Origin of the sequence: Streptomyces sp. NPDC018029, assembly GCF_044327655.1 — a bacterium.
GTDB lineage: Bacteria > Actinomycetota > Actinomycetes > Streptomycetales > Streptomycetaceae > Streptomyces.
Genome location: NZ_JBIRFV010000002.1, coordinates 739,059 through 756,592, shown reverse-complemented (window position 1 = coordinate 756,592; position 17,534 = coordinate 739,059). Strand labels below are relative to the sequence as shown.

Below are 17,534 nucleotides of genomic sequence, written 5' to 3'. Positions count from 1 at the left end.
CCATGCTGCTGCAGGTGCTCGGCACCGCGGCGGGCGGCGGGCTCCCCCAGTGGAACTGCGCGTGTCCCGGGTGCGCCGGGGCACGCGCCCACCCGGAACGCCGCCGCCGGCACGCCGCGCTCGCCGTCCACGCCGGCGAGGACCGCTGGTACCTCGTCAACGCCACCCCCGACATCGGCGACCAGATCGAAGCCGTCCCGGCACTGCGCCCCGGCGCGCTGGGCGACACGCGGCGCACCCCCGTCGCCGGGGTCGTCCTCACCGACGCCGAGCTCGACCACACGCTGGGCCTCGCCCGGCTGCGCGAGGCCCGCGACGGCGTCGAGGTCCTGGCGACCGCTCCCGTGCGCGACGCCGTCCGCGAGGGTCTCCGGCTCGACACCCTCCTGGAGCCCTACACGCGCGTACGGTGGCGGGAACTGCCGCAGGGGCGCGCCGTGCCGCTCGACGGCGGCCCCGGGATCCACGGCGACGGATCCGGAATCCACGTCGGCGCCGTACCGATTTCGGACAAGCGTCCGCGGTACGCCGCCGGAACCGGACCCGACACCGGCACCTGGTCCGTCGCGCTGCGCCTCACCGAACCCGCCACCGGCCGCACCGTGCTCTACGCCCCCTCCCTCGCCGTCTGGAGCGACGCCTTCGACGAGGCCGCCCGCACCGCGGACTGCGTCATCGTCGACGGCACGTTCTGGGACGAGGACGAACCCGTGCGCGCCGGGTTCACCGCCCGTACCGCCACCGCGATGGGGCACCTTCCCATCGCCGGCCCCACCGGCACCGCCCACCGGCTGGCACGGCTGCCCGGCCGCGTCCTCTACACCCACCTCAACAACACGAACCCCCTCGGGGCCCCGGACGCCGAGCAGTACAAGGTCCTCGCCGAGCGGGGGCTCGAAGTCGCCGCCGACGGGATGGTGATCGAGCTGTGAGCACCAGGACTGCCGAGCCCACCGCGGCCGGGGCCGCCGCGCCGTGGACCCCCGACGAGCTCACCGACCGGCTGCGCGCCGTCTCCGCCGAGCGCTACCACGACCGGCACCCCTTCAACGTACGCATGCACGAAGGCGACCTCACCCCGGAGGAGGTGCGCCGCTGGATCGTCAACCGGTTCCACTACCAGCGGCACATCCCCGTCAAGGACGCGCTGATCCTCGCCAAGTTCGACGATCCGGCGCTGCGCCGCGGCTGGCTGCGCAGGATCCGCGACCACGACGGGGAACGGGACGGCGAGGGCGGCATCGAACGCTGGCTGCGGCTCGGTGAGGCGGCCGGCCTCGCAAGGGAGGAACTCCAAGACGCCTCAAGGGTGTTGCCGGGTGTGCGGCTCGCCGTCGACGGCTATGTCAACTTCTGCAGGCTCAGGCCCGCACTCGACGCCGTCGCCGCCTCGCTCACCGAACTGTCCGCCCCCGACCTGATGCGGACCAGGATCGCCGCCTTCGAGCGGCACTACCCGTGGATCGACACGGCGGGGCTCGACTACTTCCGTACGCGTGTCGGGCAGGGCAGCCGCGACGGCCGGGAGGCGCTCGCCCTCGTCCTGTCCTGGGCGCGCACCCGTGAGGAGCAGGAACGGGCCGTCGCGGCGCTCGCGTTCAAGTGCGACGTGCTGTGGTCGCTGCTCGACGCCGTCGACCGTGGCCCCGGGGGTGCCGAGTGACCACTCAGGATGTCGTACGTGAGGTCTGGCGCCCCGCGCTCGCCCGCTCCGTGCTGCTCCGGCACGACCGGGTGCGCGGCGTCGACCTGCTGGTGCTGCCCGAGCGCGTCGTCGTGCTGCGGGGAGCGGCCGGGAGCATCGTGGGCCTGTGCGACGGCGAACGCGATGTCGCGGACATCGTCGCCGAATTGTCGGAGCGCCACCCGGACGCCCCCGTCGCCGAGGAAGTGCCGGAGTTCCTGGGCCGGTTGCGGGCGGAGGGGTGGCTGCGATGACTCTCCCCGAAGGGGTGCGCATGTCGGACCCGGCCCACCCGGCGCCCGCCCCCGACCCGCCCTGGGCGCTCCTCGCCGAACTCACCCACGGCTGCCCCCTGCGCTGCGCCTACTGCTCCAATCCCCTCGAACTCACCGCCCAAAGCGCCGAGTTGACGGCGGCGGAGTGGGCCTCCGTGCTGCGTCAGGCCGCCGACCTCGGGGTGGTGCAGGCCCACCTGTCCGGCGGTGAGCCACTGCTGCGCCGGGACCTCGTCGAGATCGTGGCCGCGGCGGACGCCGCCGGTATCCACACACAGCTCGTGACCAGCGGTGTCGGCCTGCACCGTGAGCGCCTCGACCGGCTCGTCGACGCCGGGCTGCGCAGCGTCCAGCTTTCCGTGCAGCACACCGACCCGGCTGCCGCCCAGCACATCGCCGGAGCGCGGGCGTTCAGCGCCAAGGAGCGGGCGGCGCGGCTCGTCGGGCGGGCCGGGCTGCCGCTGGGGCTCAACGCCGTCCTGCACCGCGCCAACCTCGACGCGCTCGACTCCCTCGTGGAACTCGGCCTGGCCTGGGGCGCCGACCGCGTCGAGCTGGCCAACACGCAGTTCTACGGCTGGGCGCTGCGCAACCGCGACGCCCTGCTGCCGGACCGCGCCCAGGTCGCCCGGGCCCGCGACCGCGTCGAACGGTGGCGGGAGCGGCTCGCAGGCCGCATGGAACTGGTGTGGGTCGCACCCGACTATGTCGACGGCACCGCGAAGCCCTGCATGGGCGGCTGGGGTGCCCTCTCCCTGACCGTCGCCCCCGACGGCACGGTGCTGCCCTGCCCGGCGGCCGCCGAACTGCTCGGCCCTGCCGCACCGAACGTCAGGGACCATGAACTGGCCTGGATCTGGCGGGAGTCGAACGCGTTCAACCGCTACCGCGGCGAGGCCTGGATGGGCGACCCCTGCCGCGGCTGCGAACTCCGTAGCGTCGACTTCGGCGGCTGCCGCTGCCAGGCGTACGCCTTGACCGGTGACGCCGCCCGCACCGACCCCGCCTGCCACCGCTCACCGGACCACGCGATGGTCCGCACCCTGGTGGACGCGGCGAGCGCCCACGCGCAGATCCCGCCCCGCTTCGAATATCGCACCCACACAGCCGACTTGGCGGCCCGATAGCCACCTCGTACCCGCAATGGACGCAGAGAGGATTCCTCCGTGCCGTCTCTCATACCGACCCCACGCAGATGGACCGCCACGCTGGCGGTCGGCGCAGTGCTCGCAGCGGTGACACCGGCCGCCCTGGCCGGAGCGTCACCCGCCGGCCCGCAAGGCGAACCGGGAACCGTCACGACCATATCCACCGGCTGGACCATCCCCTGGGGCACCGCCTGGCTGCCCGACGGATCGGCCGCCCTGGTCACCGAGCGCGACGCCTTCCGGGTGTGGCGGGTCTCGAAGGACGGCCGGGAGAAGAAGCCGCTCGGCACCGTCCCCGAGTCGCAGACCACCGGCGGCGAGGGCGGGCTGATGGGCGTGGCCGTCGACCCGGACTGGGCCACCAACCACTACGTGTACGTGATGCACACGTCGTCCGAAGGCAACCGCATCGCCCGCATGACGTACGACGGGACGACCCTGAACGGCTACAAGCCGCTGCTCAAGGGGATCAAGAAGAACAAGTACCACAACGGTGGCCGGCTGGCCTTCGGGCCCGACGGCCACCTCTACGCCACCACGGGCGACGCGCAGGACAAGCCGCTCGCCCAGGACAGGAACTCCCTCAACGGCAAGATCCTGCGCCTGACCAGGGACGGGAAGCCCGCACCGGGCAACCCCTTCGGCAACTACGTCTACAGCATGGGGCACCGCAATCCGCAGGGCATCGCCTTCGACGCGCAAGGGCGCCTGTGGGAGGCCGAGTTGGGGGACAGCAAGAAGGACGAGCTGAACCTCATCAAGCCGGGCGGGAACTACGGCTGGCCCACCTGCGAAGGCGCCTGCTCCGTCGCCGGCATGACCAACCCCAAGAAGACCTGGAGTGTCGCCGAGGCCTCGCCGAGCGGCGTGGCCGTCGTCGACGGCGCCGTCTACATGGCGGCGCTGAGGGGCCAACGCCTGTGGCGCATCCCGATCAACGCCGGAAACGAGGAGGTGGGCTCCGCGACGTCCTACTACGTGGGCGCGTACGGACGCCTGCGCGCGGTCACCGCCGTGCCCGGAGCCGACGCGCTCTGGCTGACCACCACCAACGCCGACAACATGGGCGGACAGCCCGACGGCTCCGACAAGATCCTCAAGGTGACGCTCAGTCAGGACACGGCGGATTAGCGGAGCTTGACGGAAGCCCTGTGTCTTAGGCCAGGCCTTCGGGGAGGGAGGCGAGCAGGTCCCCGTACTGGACGAACAGGCGCGGGGCCGGGGTCCCGGTGGGGGCGTGGGTGTCGGCTTCGGCGAGCGCGGTCCAGCAGGCGGCCGTCAGTCGGCGGGCGTGCGTCCCGGGCCAGGGCCGGGGGAGGAGCTCGGGCGGCAGGAGCGGGTCGGGTTCCATCGCGTGGCTGAAGGCCGCGGCGAGCCGGACGGCCATGGCCAACCGCTCCGGCCCGGTGGGGCCGTCCGGCCGCGTGAGCCGGTCGAGGTAGACCTGGGCGAGGCCGGCGAGGCGCTCGTGGCGCGCGGCGATGTCCTCCAGGGGCCAGAGGGCGGCGGCCAGGGCGGGCGGGTCGTCGAGACCCCCGACGCGCAGATCGGTGCTGGTGAGGCAGGTCAGCGCGTGGGCCACGTCGAGGTGGCGCGCCTGGGCCTCGACGAGTTCTTCGATGGCGTTCGCGGTGACGTAGAGGCCGCTCTGGACCGGGGCGGCGCCGAGGTGGCGCAAGGTGTCGCGGAGGGTGTCGCGGGCCGTCCTGCTCGACTCGGGGATGGCGAAGGCGAAGAGGTGCCAGACGCCGTCCCAGGCGGCAAGACCGTGGTCCTGGCGGTAGGCGTGGCGGACGAAGGCGACGTCGGGGGTGATCGAGCCGGTGTAGTCGGCGACCGCCTTCAGCAGGGCCTTGCGTCCCCGGCCCTCGTGGGTGAAGCGGCCCTCGGCGACGAGCCGCTTGATGCAGAGGCGGACCTGCTGATCGGTCATGCCCAGCAGACCCGCGACCGCGTACAGCTCACCGGAGTCGACCGTGCCGTCCTCGCGGACCAGGGCGTGGACGAGCAGCCGGGTGGGGACGGGCACGGGGGCGGTGCCGTCCGCGTCGGCCCGCGCGTCGTCGGTCGGACTGTTCGTGGTGGTGTTCATCGAGCCTCCCTGCGGTCCGCCGAGGCGGCCGGTGTGACGGGCCGGTGCATGGTCGTGACGGCGCCGAAGCCCATCAGACCGCGCAGGTACGGGGTCTTCTCGGTGCGTACGGCGACGAAGCCGTGCCGCTCGTACAGGGCGCGGGCGCGCGGGTTGACGTCGATGACGTCGAGACGGACGCGCCGGCAGGAGTGCTCGGCGGCCACGGCCGCGATCTCGCGCAGCAGGAGGCTGCCGATGCCCTTGCCGCGGTGCTCGGCGGCGACCGCGATGCCGTCCATGACGAGCTCGCCGTCGGCGGGACGTCGTTCCATCAGGAGGAGAAGAGGCAGGCGGGGCAGCCCGCGCAAGGTTCCGTACGTGGCCAGGACGTCTCCCGCGCTGCCGCCCGTCAGGCCGCGTTCGTCGAGTTGGTAGCCGGCCACCCCCGCCACCTCGCCGTCGACGAGGGCGACAACGCCCCGGTCGTGGTGGAGATGGGCCGCGAGGAAAGCGCGCGCCTTGTCCGGCGGGTTCAGGGCGGCACCGAGCTTCCGCCCGAAGGCCTCCCAGTACAGCGCGGCCACCCGTGTCTCACTGCCCTCGGGTACGCCCCTCCGTATCCCCGGGCCGTCCATCGGCTCCATCGGCATCCCCTTCCATGCGGCAGGGGCGGAGCGCCCGCCCTTGCACTATCGACCTTACTACGCTCATTCTGCATACGAACGTATTGAGTGCGATAGTTTTTGGGGGAGAGATGAAGAGACTGCCGTCGCTGTTCGCGCGGCGCCGATGGCGTGTCCTCGCGTGGTCACTGGTCGCCGTGCTGCTGGTGGGCGCGGGGGCCGGCGGTGTCGCGGTCTGGCAGAACACCTACGCGCTGCGGGAGGAGCGCATCGCCGTGCGGCACGAAGGGCGGCTGCTGGACGGCGTCCTGGCGCGGCCGCAGCAGGGAGACGGTCCGTTCGGGCTAGTCGTCTTCGTCCATGGGGACGGTCCTGTCGACGCCACCCACGACACCTTCTACCGGCCCCTGTGGGAGTCCTTCGCGAAGGCCGGCTACGCCTCGCTCTCCCTGAGCAAGCCCGGCGTCGGCGCCTCCGAGGGGGACTGGCTGGACCAGAGCATGGACGACCGCGCGGACGAAACCCTCGCCGCGATCGCCTGGGCCCGCGAGCGTCCCGACATCGACGGGCGGCGCGTCGGACTGTGGGGGGCCAGCCAGGCCGGGTGGGTGCTGCCGAAAGTCGCGGCCCGCGACCGCGCTCTCCGGTTCGTCATCGCGGTCTCACCGGCCGTCGACTGGCAGCGGCAAGGGCGCTACAACCTCCTCGCCGAACTGCGCCGGGACGGCGCCACCCGCGACGAGACGCGGGCGGCGCTGCGACGGCGCGAGACGACCCTGCGCCTGCTGCGGCAGGGCGCGACCTTCGCGCAGTACCGCGCCGCGGTCGCCGACACCGACACCGGCAATGGCACCGATGCTGACGGCATGACCGCCGCACGCTGGCGGTTCATCGCCAAGAACTACCGCTCCAACGCGAGCGCGGACCTGCGCGCCATGCGCGGCACCCCCACGCTCCTGGTGCTGGCCGGGCACGACGTCAACGTGGACGTCGCCGACACCGAGACCACCTACCGCCGCATCCTGCCGCCCGCGTCCCTGACGGTGGAGCACTACCCCGACGCCACCCACTCACTGGTCGACAACGCCGTCGAGAACTCCGAGGCGCGCCTCACCCTCACCGCCGTCTTCGCCCCCCGGCGCCTGTACGCCGACGGGTTCCTCGCAGACCAGCGCCACTTCGTCGAGCGCATCACGCCGTCCTGAGAGGGCCGGCCGAACCGCCCTCGCCATCGGCGCCCGTGGTCCCGAGGTAGGCGTCCCGTACCCGCGGGTCCGCGCGCACCTCCTCCGCCGTGCCGTGCGCGAGGACCCGGCCGAGGTCGAGGACGACGACCCGGGCGCAGAGTTCCATCACGAAGGCGACGTTGTGCTCCACGAGGAGCACCGCGCAGCCCTCCTCGTCCGCGAGTCCGCGGACGACGGCCGACAGCAGGTCCCGTTCGTCGGCCGTCATCCCGGAAGCGGGCTCGTCCAGGAGCAGCACCCTCGGCGGGTCCGCGACCGCGCGCGCCAGTTCCACCATGCGGGCCCGCCCGACCGGCAGCGCGCCCGCGTACTGCCCGGCGAGCGTGTCGAGGCCGCACGAGCGCAGCACCGCCGCGGCCCGCTCCCGCCGCGCGGTCTCGTGTGCGCGCCGGGTCGGCGCGGCCAGCAGATCGGCGGCGAACCCGCCGCCACCGCCCCGCCACTCCTGCGCGACGACGAGGTTGTCGGCGACGGTGAGCTGCCCGAAGAGCTGCTGCCGCTGGAACGTGCGGCGCATCCCGTGCCGGGCGCGCCACACGGGGGAGCGGCGTGTGACGTCACGGCCGTCGAGCAGCACCCGGCCCCGGTCCGGCCCGCGCATGCCCGACAGCACGTCGAACAGCGTGGTCTTCCCGGCCCCGTTGGGGCCGATGAGCCCGCAGATCTCCCCTTGGCGGACGGCCAGCCCCACGCCGTCCAGGGCGCGGATCCCGCCGAAGCGGACCCCGACATCCGCGGCCTCCAGGACGTACTCGCTCATGACGCGCCCACCCCCTCGGCCGCCTCCCCGCCCGCGGCCATGCCCAGGTACGCCTCCGTCAGCCGGTCCGCGCGCACCTCGGAGCGCGGGCCGCACCAGGAGACACGGCCCTGCGCGAGATACGCCACCGTGTCCGCGACCCCGAGGATCTCGGCGGCCTTCTCCTCGACGAGGAGCAACCCGGCGCCGCCGTCCCGGAGTTCGACGAGCAGTCGGAACACGTCGTCGACCACGCGGGGTGCGAGGCCGAGCGACGGCTCGTCCGCGATCAGGACCTTCGGCGGACGCTGCAACAGCGGGGCGAGCGCGAGGAGTTGCTGTTCGCCGCCGGAGAGCGAGCCCGCGGCGACCTTGCGCCGCGCCGCGAGCCCCGCGAACCGCTCGTACACGGCGTCGCGTTCGTCACGTCCCCTCAGGTACAGGGCGAGGTTCTCGTCGATGGTGAGTGCGGGGAAGATGCCGCGGCCCTCGGGGGCGAGGACCACGCCGGCGCGGGAGCGGTGGACGGCGCCCTCGCGGGTGGCGTCGCGCCCGGCGACGTACACGCGGCCCCGGGTGGGTGTGAGCAGGCCTGCCGCGGCGAGGCACGTGGTGGACTTCCCCGCGCCGTTCGGGCCGAGCAGTGCGACGATCTCGCCCGGGTGGACGGCGAGATCCACCCCGTGGAGGACGGGGGCGCCGTCGTATCCGGCGTGGAGGCGGTGGAGGGCGAGGGCGGCGGATGCTTCGGTCCCGGTTCCGTCCCTTCTCGGCTGTGACCTGTGCGGCTCCGCCAAAGAGGTGCTCCGCGGCGGCTCCGCCACGGAGGTGCTCTGCGGCGGCTCCGCCACGGAGGTGCTCTGCGGCGGCTCCGCCAAGGACGTGCTCCGCGGCGGCTCCGCCACGGAGGCGACGCTCCGGCCAGGCCCCCGCTCCTCGAACGCCCGAGGGGCCGAAGCCGTCCGCCGACGGTGCAGCCGGACCGACACCGCCGCGCAGTACCCGTCCGGATCGTTCGCCAGCGCCAGCCCCGCGAGGCCGAAGAGGATCACCGGCAGGTGCACGGACTCCGTGACGTAGTCCGCCACCAGATGGGGCACGATCGCGAAGACCAGCCCCGCCACCACCGCGAACTGCGGCCGCCGGAGGCCCGCGGCGACCACCACCGCCAGCCAGATCAGGCCGGTCATCGCGGTGAAGTCGGTCGCTGTGACACGGGTGTTGTAGGACGCGTACATCACGCCGCCGAACCCCGCGAGCCCCGCCGACAGCGTGAACAGCAGCAGTTTGGTGCGCACCACGGAGATGCCGGACGCCATCGCCGCCGCCGGGGCGGACCGCACCGCCAGCATGGCCCGGCCCGTCGGAGAGTTCCGCAGCGCGCCGAGCGCGGCGACGGCTGCCGTGACGAGGACGACCATCGCGACGCCCAGGGCGCGGTCGTCCGAGAGGTCGACGGGGCCGAAGACCGGGCGGGGGATCTCCCAGCCGGTGTCGCCGTTGCGCAACCACCCCATCTGGAAGAGGACTTGGTCGGCGAGGAAGGCGAGTGCCAGCGTGGCGAGGGCCAGCGACCGCCCGCCGAGCCGCAGCGCGGGCAGCGCCACGAGCGCGCCGAGGAGCGCCGCCGTGCAGGTCCCCACCAGCGCCGCCGCGAAGAACGGCCAGCCGTGGCTCATCAGGAGCCCGGCGACCAGCGCGGCCCCGGTGACGAAGGTGGCCTGCGCCAGCGACACCATCGCGCCGAGCCCTGTCACCACGGTGAAGGAGACGAAGACCAGGGAGATCGCGAGGCCTTGGGCGAGGATGCCGCTCCAGAAGGGGGTCGTGACCGTGTAGAACGCGAGGGCGAGGAGCGCCGCGGCCACCGCCCACGGCCCCCATCTGCGGGCCCACGACCGGCCGGCGAGGTAGTCGACGGGCGGCGCGTCCACCGCCGCCGTGCCCGCCGTGCGCTGCCGCCGTGTGAGCAGGAGCAGCCCGGCGAACAGGATCACGAAGGGCACGGCCGTACGGAAGCCGGTGATCTTCTCGGCGAAGTCGGCGTACCCCGCGACGAGGTTCTGCAGCACGCCGAGCGCGAGGCCGCCCGCGAACGCCAGCGGGATCGACATGAAGCGGCCGAGCACGGCGGCCGTCGCCGACACGAAGAGGAACAGCGTGAAGTCGTGGGCGGAGAGCCCGAGCAGCGGCGTCGCGAGCACTCCCGCAAGGCCCGCGAGGCCGGACGACAGCATCCACGCCACCGAGGAGAGCCGGTCCGCGCTCATGCCGCGCAGCTCCACGAGCGAGCGGTTGTCGACGGCGGCCCGCAGCCTGAGGCCGAGCGGCGTGTGGCGCATCAGGACCCACAGGCCGACGGCGACCACCGCCGTGGCCACCCACGTGATCAGCTGGTCGGAGTCGACGCCGACACCGTCCATGAGCTGCCAGCTCTTGGCCGGACTCGGCCCGACGCCCGGCAGCCCGAACTGGTTCTCGGCCGGTTTGACCGGTGCCCCCGCGTCCGCCAGGAGCTCCACGGTCCACAGGCCGAGCGCGGGCAGCGCCACGAGCAGGCCGATGGTCGCGACGATCTGCGCGGTCTCGCCGACCCGCGCCAGCTTGCGGAACATCAGCCGGTCGAGGGCCCAGCCGAGCGCCGGGGCCACCACGAGGACCAGCAGCAGCGCGGTCGGCACGGCGGGCCAGCCGAGGCCGGAGTGCAGTTCGTGGAAGGCGAGGGCGCACAGATAGGCGGTGGCGCCATGCGCGAAGTTGAAGAGGCCCGATGCCGAGTAGGACAGGACGAGGCCCGTGGCGAGGAGGGCGTACAGGGCCCCGGAGACAAGGCCGCTCAGCACGAATCCCAGCAGGTCCGACATGGCGGCCCACCCCTACTTGAAGGGGATCGGTTCGTAGCACCTGAAGGGCGACGACACGGCGTACTTCCCGCCCTTGAGCTGCACGAGGGCGCCGCAGCCGAACGCCTCCTTCCGCCCCTCGGGCAGCCGCCGGTCACCGACCATGGTGCCGGTGTCCGAGTAACCGTCCGCGGCCTTCTGGAAGGAGTCGACGGTGAGGTCCTTGCCCGCCTTCTCCGCGATGGCGAGGAAGAGGTCGGCGGACATGTAGCCGGTCATCATGTGCATGTTGAGCGGCACTTCTTCGCCCGCCGCCTTCCTGATGTCCGCCTTGAACCGCCTCATGTCCGCGCTGTCCTGCTCGAACGGCTGGAAGGAGAGGAGGACGTGCACGCCGTCGAGCGCTTTCCTCGTCGCGCTCTTGGCGAGCAGGCCCGGGTCGTAGTCGGTGGGGTCGGTGAGGACGCCCTTGAAGCCCGCCCGCTTGACGGCCGTGAACAGGCCGATGTTGTACGGGGTCTGCATGACGGAGACGACGGCGTCCGGCGCCTTGCCGCCGTCGGAGCGGAGGATCTCCTTCGTGTACGCCGACCAGTCGCTCGGCACCGAGGTCGCGGGCACCGTCGACTTGGCGTACGTCACCTCGTATCCGGCGGCAGCGAAGCTCTGCTTGTAGGTGCGGATGGCGAACGTACCGGCGTCGTTGTCGTTGGCGAGGATCGCCACCGACCTGCCCTTCGCCCCACCCATCACCTTCTTGAGGCCCTCGGGCCAGCTCTGCGTGATGGTGCCGCCGGGCATGGGCACCATGCAGCCGCCGAAGCCGTACATGTAGGTCGGGCCGCAGAAGGGCGGAATGGTGCCCCAGCCGAACGTGGGCACCTTCTGCTTCTGCAGGAAGTCCGCACCGGAGAAGGTGACCGAACTCATCGGCGAGATCGCGAACACCTTCTCCTGCTGCACGAGCCTGCGGGCCGCCGCGAGATTCTTGCCGGGGTCCTGCCCGTCGTCCTCCGCACCCAGGTACTCGATCTTCCGGCCGTGCACGCCGCCCTCTGTGTTGGCGCGGTCGAAGCGGGCCTTCGCGCCCAGATCGGTGTCCTTCTTGCTGTATCCGCTGGCGGTCGTCATCGAGACGATGCCGCCGACCTTGATGGAGTCGTCGGTCACGCCCCGCGTGGAGCCGCCGTCCCCCTCCTTTGAACTGCCGCGTTCGGAGGCGGAGTTGCAGGACGTGGCGAGCAGCAGGGCCGCAACGGCGGCGGTGATGGTGCGGATCGATCGCGACACGGTCGAGCCCCCTGAAGTCGAAGTGGGGCTGATTGTGTGCGTGACCTGACGAACCGTCAATAACTAGCCGCGGTACAGCGCCTCGACCTCGGCCGAGTACACGGTCTCGATCGCCTTCCGCTTCAGCTTCAGCGACGGCGTGAGGAGGCCGTGCTCTTCGGTGAACTGATGCGCCAGTATGCGGAACGTACGGATCGATTCGGCCTGCGAGACGAGGGTGTTGGCGGCGACGACGGCGCGCCGCACCTCGGTCTCCAGATCCGGGTCGCGCACCAGCTCGCTCGGCGGCAGCATCGGCTTGCGGCGCATGGTCAGCCAGTGCTCGACGGCCTCGGAGTCCAGCGTGACGAGCGCCGCGATGTAGGGGCGGTCGTTGCCGACGACGACGCACTGGGCGACCAGCGGATGGTCGCGCACCCGCTCCTCCAGCTGGGCCGGCGACACGCTCTTGCCGCCCGACGTCACCAGGATCTCCTTCTTGCGTCCCGTGATCGTCAGATAGCCGTCCTCGTCGAGCGCGCCCAGGTCACCGGTGGCCAGCCAGCCGTCCCGCAGGGTCGCGTCGGTGGCCTTGGGGTCGTTGAGGTAGCCCTGGAAGACGTTGCCGCCGCGCAGCCACACCTCGCCGTCCTCCGCGATGTGCACCGTCGTGCCGGGGATGGCCTGGCCGACCGTGCCGTAGCGGGTGCGCTCGGGCGGGTTGGCGGTCGCGGCGGCCGTCGACTCGGTCAGGCCGTACCCCTCGTAGATCGTCACGCCCGCGCCCGCGAAGAACAGGCCGAGCCGGCGGTCCATCCCGGAGCCGCCGGACATCGCGTGCCGCACCCGGCCGCCCATCGCCTCCCGCACCTTGGAGAAGACGAGCTTGTCGAAGAGCTGGTGCTGCATGCGCAGCCCGGCCGAGGGCCCCGGGCCCGTCCCGAACGCCTTGGCCTCCAGCGCGTCGGCGTACCGCACGGCACACTCGACGGCTTTGTCGAACGGGCCCGCCCTGCCGTCCTTCTCCGCCTTGCGCCGCGCCGCGTTGAAGACCTTCTCGAAGATGTACGGCACGGCGAGGATGAACGAGGGCCGGAACGCGGCCAGGTCGGGCAGCAGCGCCGCCGCGTTGAGGTTGGGCTGGTGGCCCATCTTGACCCGGCCGCGCACCGCCGCCACCTGCACCATGCGGCCGAAGACGTGCGCCAGCGGCAGGAAGAGCAGCGTCGTCGCCTCGTCGCCCCGCTTGGAGTGGAACACCGGCTCCCAGCGCCCCACCATCACATCCGCCTCGAACATGAAGTTCGCGTGCGAGATCAGACAGCCCTTGGGGCGGCCCGTCGTGCCGGACGTGTAGATGATCGTGGCGATCGAGTCGGGCGTGACCGCGCGGCGGTGCCGGTGCACCACGTCGTCGTCGATCTCCCGCCCCGCGCCGGTCAGCTCACCGACCGCGTCGGCGTCCAGCTGCCACAGCCGGCGCAGCTGCGGCAGCCGGTCGACGACCGAGCCGATCGTCATCGCGTGGTCCTCGTGCTCGACCATCGCCGCCGACACCTGCGCGTCGTGCAGCATCCACAGGACCTGGTCGGCGGAGGACGTCGGATAGATCGGCACGACCTGGGCGCCGATCGTCCACAGCGCGAAGTCGAAGAGCGTCCACTCGTACCTCGTACGCGACATGATCGCCACGCGGTCCCCGAACCGCACGCCCTGCGCGATCAGCCCCTTGGCCAGGGCGAGCACCTCGTCGCGGAACTCGGCCGCGGAGACGTCGGACCAGCGCCCGTCGGTCTTGCGGCCGAAGGCGACGCGCGCCGGGTCCTCGGCGGCATGGTCGAACACGGCGTCGGCAAGGCCGCCCACCAGCGGCACCGACGCCATCGGAGGATTCGTGAACTCGCGCAATGATGCTCCTTGTGGCGCTCCGCACAGCGCCGTGACCGTACCCCACGCCGCGCACCTTCGGGAGGGGTTGCAAGCGCGGTCGGTACGGTCCATCGGCACTGGTCAGCCGGTGGAAATGCGGCCACAAGGGGAAGGGCGGGACAACTTACTTACGGTGGAGTAAGTTTCGGTGGCGTAATCTCCACCGAATCTGTACGCAGCGGTCACGGCCCTCGTCGTCGCTCCACCCCTCGCCGGTTCACCGTGCCTCTTCGAGAACGCGCCGCTCCCGCTCCGGAGTTCCCGCCGCACCTCCGGGAGCCCCCGCCCGCACCATCACGAGCACCAGGACACCGGAGACGAGACCCGCCACCCCCGCCGCAAGCGACGCCCCGTTGAGGCCCGCCGCGAAGGCCGCCCGCACCGCGTGCTCCGGCACCGTGCCGTGCAGGGCCGAGGCGCCGCCGCCCGCGACGGTGTGCGCCGCCTCGCGGCCGAGCGAGTCCTGCATCCGCGCGGTGAGCACCGTGCCGAACAGGGCGACCCCGACCGCGTACCCGAGCTGGCGGAAGGTGTTGACCGCGCCGCCCGCCATCCCGGCGTTCGCGGGCGGCACCGCGGCGAGCGCCGCCCCCGCAAGGGCCGGCGCGACCAGCCCCGCGCCGACGCCCGTGAGCGTGAGCCCCGGCGCGAGCGCGCCCCACGAGGACCCGGCGTCGAGCACCGCCAGGCACAGCCCGCCCGCACCGATCAGCAACAGCCCCACCCCGATGACGACGCGCGGCGCCACCCCGTGCAGCAGCCGACCGGCGACCAGCGCCACCACGAACGACGTCGCGGCGAGCGGCAGCAGCACCAGACTGCCGCGCACCGGACTCATGCCGAGCACGGTCTGCAGCCAGATGGAGACGTACGGGACGACGCCGAAAGCGGCACCGTTGTACCCGATCGCGCCGATCAGGACCCCGGTGAAGGCGGGCTTGCGCAGCAGCCGCAGGTCGAGGAGCGGCTGCGCGACGCGCCGCTCGACCAGGACGAAGCAGAGCAGCGCCAGCGCCGAGACCGCGAAGGACGTCCCGGCCGCCGCCGAGGTCCAGCCGTCCGCCCCGCCGCGCAGCACCCCGTACGTCCCCGCGCCCGCGAAGCACGCGAACGCCGCCGTGCCCGCCCAGTCGACCCGACGCCCCGCGGGCCCCTTCGACTCCGGCACGACCCGCAGCGTCAACCAGATCGACGCCACGCTGACCGGCAGATTCACGAAGAAGATCCAGCGCCAGCCGGGCCCCTCCGTGAGCAGCCCGCCCACGATCGGACCGAGCGCGGCCGACGCGCCGCTCACCGCGCCCCACACGCCGAGCGCGGCCGACCGGTCGCGCCCCTGATAGGCGGCGCCGAGCAGCGGCAGCGTCGTCGCGAGCATCGCGGCGGCGCCAAGGCCCTGCACGGCGCGCGCCGCCACCAGCAGGTCCGCGTCCGACGCGAGCCCGCAGCCCAGCGAGGCCACCGCGAACAGCGCGGTGCCGACGACGTTGAGCCGCCGCCTGCCGAACACATCGGCCGCGGCGCCGACGCCGAGCAGCAGCGCGGCCAGCGCGAGCGCGTAGCCGTCGATGACCCACTGCAGATCGCTCAGCGAGGCGTCCAGCGCCCGCGCCATGTCGGGCAGTGCCACGATCACGATCGTCACGTCCAGCAACAGCATGAACGTTCCCAGAGACACCGCTGTGAGAGGCCCCCATGTACGCATTTCCTTGTTCCTCCGACTCCTCGTCCGACATCTGTGGACGCCCTCGTACGATGAGCCGACGGCGAACGAAGCCGGTGCCAGAGGACTGCTTGGCGCACTTATTCGACATATGGAGGCTCTCCAGCGATGGAATCCGACGTCTTCGACGACCTGGACCTTCAGCTGCTGCACGCCCTGGAGGTCGACGGCAGGGCCCCCTTCAGCCGCATCGCGGCCGTCCTCGGCGTCTCCGACCAGACCGTCGCCCGCCGCTTCCGCCGCCTGCGCGCCGAGGCGGGGCTCCGCATCGTCGGCGTCCGCGACCCCCGGCGGCTCGGCCACGACGAGTGGATGCTGCGCCTGCGCTGCACGCCCGACGGCGCCGAGGCCATCGCGGCCGCGCTGGCCCGCCGCCCCGACACGGCATGGGTCCACCTCACCTCGGCCGGCACCGAAGTGGTCTGCCTGTCGCTGCCGCGCACCCCCGCCGCCTACGAGGACCTGCTCTTCGGCAAGCTCCTGCGCACCCGCAAGCTCATCGAGATCACCGCACACCAGCTGATGCACCGCTTCTACGGCGGCCGCACCGGCTGGATCGGCAAGCACCGCCCGCTCTCCGACGAGCAGGTCGCCGCGCTCGCACCCGCCGAGCCGCCGGCCGTGCCGGGCCCCGCCCGCATCACTCCCGACGACGAGCCCCTGGTCGCCGCCCTGAAGGCCGACGGCCGCGTCACCTACCCCGAGCTGCAGCGGCTCACCGGCCGCTCCGAGTCCTCGGTCAAGCGCCGCGTCGCCGCGCTGCTCGGCTCGGGCGCGCTCTACATCGACACCGAGTACGACACCGCGCGCTTCGGCTTCACCACCGCCGCGATGCTCTGGGTCACCGTCGCCCCGGGCGCGCTCGACCGGGTGGGACGGGCGATGGCCGGGCACCCCGAGATCGCCCACGTCTCCGCCATCACCGGGTCGGCCAACCTGATGGCGAGCGTCGTGACCCGCGACACCGACGAGCTCTACACCTATCTGAGCGGTAGCCTCGGCTCGCTCGACGGCGTGCGGCACGTCGAATCGGCGCCCTATCTGCGCCGCTTCAAGGAACTCACGTATCCGCGGCCGCTGCGCTAGCGCCCACCCCGGTGCAGCCGGTCCCCGCCCGCCAGGATCGCCGTCGCCAGGGCGTCCGCCGCGTCCTGGGCCGACGCGCGCCGCTCGCCGTGCAGCAGCACGAAGTCGACCTGGCCGAGCTCCGGCAGACCCGCGCGGTCGGGGACGCGGACCAGGCCGGGCGGGATCAGGCCCCGCGAGTGAGCCATCACGCCGAGCCCCGCGCGGGCCGCCGCCACCAGGCCGTTGAGGCTGCCGCTCGTGCAGGCCACACGCCAGGCGCGGCCCCGCCGCTCCAGCGCCTCGAAGGCGAGGGCGCGGGTGATGCCGGGCGGCGGATAGACGATCAGCGGCACCGGACGCTCCGGGTCGAGGCGGAGCCGCTCGGCACCGATCCAGACCAGGTCGTCCTGCCACACCAGCTCGCCGCGCGGGTCCTCCGGGCGCCGCTTGGCGAGCACCAGGTCCAGCTTGCCCGCGTCGAGGCGCTTGTGGAGCGTGCCGGACAGCTCGACCGTCAGCTCCAGGTCGACGTCGGGGTGGTCGCGCCGGAAGGTCTCCAGGATGTCGGTGAGCCGCGTCAGGACGAAGTCCTCGGACGCCCCGAACCGCAGCCGTCCGCCGAGGCGCTTGCCCGCGAAGAACGCCGCCGCCTGTTCGTGCGCCGCCAGGATCCGGCGGGCGAAGCCGAGCATGGCCTCGCCGTCCTCGGTCAGCTCCACGCTGTGGGTGTCGCGCGTGAACAGCTGGCGCCCGGTGGCGTCCTCAAGGCGGCGCACGTGCTGGCTGACGGTGGACTGGCGCAGGTTCAGCCTGCGGGCGGCCCGCGTGAAGCTCAGCGTCTGGGCGACCGCGAGGAACGTGCGGAGCTGTGAGGGGTCGTACACACCGACCAGCCTAGCCCTGTCATCGCGG

Annotated in this window: 15 protein-coding genes; 7 read left to right on the top strand and 8 right to left on the bottom strand. The window is 72.7% G+C overall.

Going from position 1 to position 17,534, the window contains the following annotated elements; translation table 11 throughout:
* Nucleotides 1–2: 2 nt before the first annotated feature.
* From pqqB to ACH4D5_RS07485, 5 genes are read left to right on the top strand one after another with little or no spacing between them, the layout of a single operon-like run.
* Nucleotides 3–932, top strand: a complete 930-nt coding sequence (gene pqqB, locus ACH4D5_RS07505) for a pyrroloquinoline quinone biosynthesis protein PqqB (RefSeq protein WP_398299577.1) — start codon at nt 3–5, stop codon at nt 930–932.
* A complete protein-coding gene (gene pqqC, locus ACH4D5_RS07500) occupies nt 929–1,663 on the top strand; it encodes a pyrroloquinoline-quinone synthase PqqC (RefSeq protein ID WP_398299575.1) in 735 nt (244 codons plus the stop codon). Before pqqB ends, pqqC begins: the two co-directional genes overlap by 4 nt.
* Entirely contained in the window at nt 1,660–1,938 is a 279-nt protein-coding gene (gene pqqD, locus ACH4D5_RS07495; RefSeq protein WP_398299573.1) for a pyrroloquinoline quinone biosynthesis peptide chaperone PqqD, read from the top strand. The genes pqqC and pqqD overlap by 4 nt, the downstream gene beginning before the upstream one ends.
* Nucleotides 1,935–3,086: a pyrroloquinoline quinone biosynthesis protein PqqE gene (gene pqqE / locus ACH4D5_RS07490; protein WP_398299571.1), complete on the top strand. Its 1,152-nt coding sequence runs from the start codon at nt 1,935–1,937 to the stop codon at nt 3,084–3,086. Before pqqD ends, pqqE begins: the two co-directional genes overlap by 4 nt.
* 39 nt (nt 3,087–3,125) lie before the next feature.
* Nucleotides 3,126–4,238: a PQQ-dependent sugar dehydrogenase gene (locus ACH4D5_RS07485; protein ID WP_398299569.1), complete on the top strand. Its 1,113-nt coding sequence runs from the start codon at nt 3,126–3,128 to the stop codon at nt 4,236–4,238.
* Between the two features lie 25 nt (nt 4,239–4,263).
* Here ACH4D5_RS07485 and ACH4D5_RS07480 read toward each other — a convergent pair whose 3' ends face one another.
* Both ACH4D5_RS07480 and ACH4D5_RS07475 read right to left on the bottom strand, forming a co-directional pair.
* Entirely contained in the window at nt 4,264–5,199 is a 936-nt protein-coding gene (locus tag ACH4D5_RS07480) for a PaaX family transcriptional regulator C-terminal domain-containing protein (RefSeq protein ID WP_398299567.1), read from the bottom strand.
* A complete protein-coding gene (locus ACH4D5_RS07475; protein ID WP_398299565.1) occupies nt 5,196–5,825 on the bottom strand; it encodes a GNAT family N-acetyltransferase in 630 nt (209 codons plus the stop codon). Before ACH4D5_RS07475 ends, ACH4D5_RS07480 begins: the two co-directional genes overlap by 4 nt.
* 110 nt (nt 5,826–5,935) lie before the next feature.
* Between ACH4D5_RS07475 and ACH4D5_RS07470 the strand changes: the two genes are divergently transcribed.
* Nucleotides 5,936–7,009: an alpha/beta hydrolase family protein gene (locus ACH4D5_RS07470; protein WP_398299563.1), complete on the top strand. Its 1,074-nt coding sequence runs from the start codon at nt 5,936–5,938 to the stop codon at nt 7,007–7,009.
* Here the strand turns inward: ACH4D5_RS07470 and ACH4D5_RS07465 are convergent.
* The 5 genes from ACH4D5_RS07465 to ACH4D5_RS07445 form a co-directional block, all read right to left on the bottom strand.
* Nucleotides 6,996–7,811 (bottom strand): ABC transporter ATP-binding protein, encoded by an 816-nt coding sequence (locus ACH4D5_RS07465; protein WP_398299561.1) that lies wholly within the window; start codon nt 7,809–7,811, stop codon nt 6,996–6,998. The genes ACH4D5_RS07470 and ACH4D5_RS07465 overlap by 14 nt on opposite strands.
* Nucleotides 7,808–10,654 carry an ATP-binding cassette domain-containing protein gene (locus ACH4D5_RS07460; protein WP_398299559.1) on the bottom strand — a complete coding sequence of 949 codons (2,847 nt, stop codon included), beginning with the start codon at nt 10,652–10,654 and terminating at the stop codon, nt 7,808–7,810. Before ACH4D5_RS07460 ends, ACH4D5_RS07465 begins: the two co-directional genes overlap by 4 nt.
* A 12-nt stretch (nt 10,655–10,666) precedes the next feature.
* A complete protein-coding gene (locus ACH4D5_RS07455) occupies nt 10,667–11,923 on the bottom strand; it encodes an ABC transporter substrate-binding protein (protein WP_398299557.1) in 1,257 nt (418 codons plus the stop codon).
* Between the two features lie 63 nt (nt 11,924–11,986).
* Nucleotides 11,987–13,810: an AMP-dependent synthetase/ligase gene (locus ACH4D5_RS07450; RefSeq protein ID WP_398299555.1), complete on the bottom strand. Its 1,824-nt coding sequence runs from the start codon at nt 13,808–13,810 to the stop codon at nt 11,987–11,989.
* A gap of 238 nt (nt 13,811–14,048) precedes the next feature.
* Nucleotides 14,049–15,536 (bottom strand): MFS transporter, encoded by a 1,488-nt coding sequence (locus ACH4D5_RS07445; protein ID WP_398299553.1) that lies wholly within the window; start codon nt 15,534–15,536, stop codon nt 14,049–14,051.
* Nucleotides 15,537–15,662: 126 nt separating this feature from the next.
* Here ACH4D5_RS07445 and ACH4D5_RS07440 point away from each other — a divergent pair, with 126 nt between their 5' ends.
* Nucleotides 15,663–16,640 (top strand): Lrp/AsnC family transcriptional regulator, encoded by a 978-nt coding sequence (locus ACH4D5_RS07440; protein ID WP_398299551.1) that lies wholly within the window; start codon nt 15,663–15,665, stop codon nt 16,638–16,640.
* On the opposite strand, the gene ACH4D5_RS07435 is transcribed toward ACH4D5_RS07440, so the two are convergent.
* On the bottom strand, nt 16,637–17,506 hold the full coding sequence (locus ACH4D5_RS07435; protein ID WP_398299549.1) for a LysR substrate-binding domain-containing protein: 870 nt from the start codon (nt 17,504–17,506) through the stop codon (nt 16,637–16,639). The genes ACH4D5_RS07440 and ACH4D5_RS07435 overlap by 4 nt on opposite strands.
* Nucleotides 17,507–17,534 lie beyond the last annotated feature (28 nt).